General features: G+C 41.4%; 3 protein-coding genes, 1 tRNA gene and 1 pseudogene. 4 read left to right on the top strand and 1 reads right to left on the bottom strand.

Annotated elements, in window-relative coordinates:
* A pseudogene (locus ACH2DQ_RS15910) lies at positions 1 to 294 on the top strand (GntR family transcriptional regulator); the annotation flags it as partial.
* Positions 295 to 498: 204 nt separating this feature from the next.
* On the opposite strand, the gene ACH2DQ_RS15905 reads toward ACH2DQ_RS15910, so the two are convergent.
* Positions 499 to 569 (bottom strand) — tRNA-Cys (locus ACH2DQ_RS15905).
* Positions 570 to 894: 325 nt separating this feature from the next.
* Between ACH2DQ_RS15905 and ACH2DQ_RS15900 the strand changes: the two genes are divergently transcribed.
* The 3 genes from ACH2DQ_RS15900 to ACH2DQ_RS15890 form a co-directional block, all read left to right on the top strand.
* Complete coding sequence (locus tag ACH2DQ_RS15900; RefSeq protein WP_395027391.1) at positions 895 to 1023, top strand: hypothetical protein; 129 nt, start codon at positions 895 to 897, stop codon at positions 1021 to 1023.
* A 203-nt stretch (positions 1024 to 1226) separates the two neighbouring features.
* Positions 1227 to 2741, top strand: coding sequence for an alpha/beta fold hydrolase (locus ACH2DQ_RS15895; protein WP_394911715.1), 1515 nt, complete (start codon positions 1227 to 1229; stop codon positions 2739 to 2741).
* Between the two features lie 41 nt (positions 2742 to 2782).
* On the top strand, positions 2783 to 3224 hold a 442-nt coding region (locus tag ACH2DQ_RS15890), incomplete at its 3' end, for a haloacid dehalogenase-like hydrolase (RefSeq protein ID WP_395027389.1).

The raw sequence follows: 3224 nt of genomic DNA, 5'->3' as shown, positions 1-3224 counted from the left end.
ATAACGGATGAGAAAAGATCTCTGGTGGCTACACTCAGTGCAGGATTACAGGCAGTTGTTCATTACTGTCCTCTTGCAGCGATTAGGGAAATTTACGGTAAAATAACACTCTTGTTATTAAACGGAAGTATTCTACGTGTTGAGGAAACCGGAGAAGAAAAAGTTGCGCACTGGTCCCGAATTTCAAAGGATATACAGGAAAGCCTGGATGCCCGGGACGGTAAGCGTTTTGGGCAGGCATTCCGGGAATTATCCGGCAATAACTTTGATATCATTAATATGACTATTGTGTAGACCTCAGATATGCTTCAGATGTACGATATTGCAACACCTTGTTTTATTTGAAAATTCATCCATGATCATATTAAATATGGATATTGGAAGTATAGTCCGAAATCAGAAACACGTCAAGCAGTCAGATATCTTAAAACCCAAAAATCCCTCTAATATGCAATATCACTGCTATATTAGAGGGATTTTTGAGTTTTAGGTTTGTAGAGGCGACAACCAGATTTGAACTGGTGATCAGGGTGTTGCAGACCCATGCCTTACCACTTGGCTATGTCGCCGTATCTGTTAACTATTATATTCTACCAAATCCCAATTTATACGTCAACTATAATTTTTATAAAACTTCTATTGAAAGCATTGCTTTTCCTTTTACTTCCAAATATAATATACCATTATATGACAAATGCGGTTTCATTATCATAAGTGGATATGGCATGATTTGAATCAGGGAGAGGAGGATGCTTTACTTTATAGATATGGGAGCGAGAACATTCAACAGCTGATTTACGATGCTGACGAAATGATGTATGCCCATAAGCGGGATTTCTATGCGTAAAACCGCTGTAAAGCTTTATCGGTATCAGGGAGCTTTCCATATGCGCGGTGGCAGAAGGCGTTGAAAGTGCAGAGCAGGCAGCGGTATTTAAAAAGCTGGGCTGCGAAAAAGCCGAGGAGCCTCTATATGGAAAACCTATAGAAGTAAAGAATTTTGCGAAGAAATATATTTTTTGAGTTTATATTTATAGAATTTTATTTCATAATTCTTATCTGTTTGTATATACTGTATTTTGATCATCAAATGCGGTATATTATGCACCTATGCTTGAGCTTTACAAGAGGTGTGCTATAATGAAGCCAGTTCAGGAGGAAAGGCATTTGCCGATCTTACCGGATGATGATGTTGGTATATGAACATGTACAGATAGGAGGATATTATGAAGAAGAGAGCTAAATTAGTAGTAATGGTGTTAGGAATTGCGTTGGTATTGGCAGGATGCGGGCAGGATACAAGCGGTGACAAAGAAAGTGAAGCAGTGACCCAGGGCACCACACAGAATAGTACACAGGCGCCGGAAACGAAAGAAAGCAATATTGAAACAGAATCAGCCAAAGAAACAATGGAACAGGCTGGAACTGAGGCAGAGAGCGAATCGGGGAAAGAGACGGGGAATGAGGCACAGACCGGGTCAGATGTAGCAGATGCAGACGAAGGAAAACTGTTGGAGGAGGCAAAGGCATTTGCAAATGATATTGTATCCGGTGACTATGATAAAATAAAGACAGATTATCAGTTGGTGGATGAAATGAAGAAAGTGCTGGATAATGGACAGTTGGAGCAGTCCTTGGCACCTGCAATTGCAGCTTCTGGTAAGTTAAAAGAGATAAAGGATGCATGGGTTGGCGAGAAATCACCTCAATATACCAATATCCAGGTTCCATGTGATTTTGAAACACAGCCCTGGAATATGGTGGTGAGCTTTGATAAAGACGGAAAAATAGGTGGCATTCACACAGGTGTGTATGAGGAGGTTTCTGCAGCTACCTCCATGCCGGAAGGCGTGAAAGAGACCGCTATGAACTTAAAAGTAAGAGATGGCTGGGAATTGCCGGGAACGTTCACCCAGCCTGAAAATAAGACCGAATATGCAGCCGTGGTATTTGTCCACGGCTCTGGGGCGACTGACAAGGATGAAACGGCAGGAAAGTTAAAACCGTTTCGGGATTTGGCATGGGGGCTTGCCCAAAAAGGAATAGCATCTTATCGTTATGACAAAATTAATTATGTATATGGCAAAGAGCTTGCAGCCGACCCTGAATTTACGGTATATGATGAGACTGTAAACGATGCAGCAGCAGCGGTTAAAATGCTGAGAGAGCAAAAAGGTATCACTAAAGTTTATGTGGTAGGCCATAGCCAGGGAGGCCAGATGATGCCGGCGATTGCTGAGGCTGCATCACCGGATGGGTGTGTTATGATGGGAGCACCGGCAAGGGGATTTGCAGATACACTGGAGAGACAGTGTAAATTTTTACAAAGTATGGAGAAGAATCCAACTGAAGAAGTAACGGCATCCTATGATAAAGTATACCAGGAGATTGAAAAGATAAAAAATATTGATTCGCTGGGAACGGATGAGAGAGTTATGGGCCAGACGGTTAAATATATCAAAAGTATCCTTGATTATGACAGCGTAAAAGAGGCAGAGAAGATGACAATGCCGATTCTGGTTTTACAGGGGGAAGAAGACTATCAGGTTACAATGGATGATTTCAATATCTGGGAAAATCAGTTTAAAGATAAAAAAAACTGGGAGTTTCAGTCATTTCCTGGTTTGTCACACTTTTTTATGCCCGGCAAGTATGAGGATGGAACCGCCAGCTACCAGGGAGAAAAACATATACCGGATGAAGTAATCACATGTATTGCTGCGTTTATAGATAAAGCGTAAGGAATGAATTATCACAAAATATTCTAAATTGGAGGTATCAGATGCACTATCAAGATTTACTGTTCGACCTGGATGAAACTCTGTTTGATTTTAAAGCATGTGAGCAAAGAGCGCTTAATGTGATATTTGAACGATATAAGATAGAATATACAGCGGAACTAATGGAGTGTTATACCAGGATTAACCATCATTTGTGGCGGGAGTATGAATTTGGAAATGTGACACGAGAGGAAGTGCTTAATCAGCGCTTTCGAATGACATTTCAGGAACTGGGAATCGAAGATATTGCGGATAGTTTTGAGGAGGAATATCAAAACGAACTGGCAAATGGTGCAATGATGAAAACAGGTGCATTAGATGTGGTGAAGCGGCTGAGTGAGAAGCACCGCTTATATGTGGTGTCTAATGGTGTAGCTTCCACCCAGTATGCCAGGCTCCATGCAAGCGGGCTGTATCCGTTTTTTGAGGCATATTTTATCAGTG

The sequence above is a fragment of the Robinsoniella sp. genome (genome assembly GCF_034124845.1).
The sequence above is the reverse complement of the archived record's forward strand: the minus strand, read 5'-3'. Positions and strand labels throughout refer to the sequence as shown.

What these genes read in the sequence shown, in the direction of transcription:
- ACH2DQ_RS15895 (WP_394911715.1), top strand. Translation starts at nt 1,227, where the DNA reads ATGAAGAAGAGAGCTAAATTAGTAGTAATGGTGTTAGGAATTGCGTTG.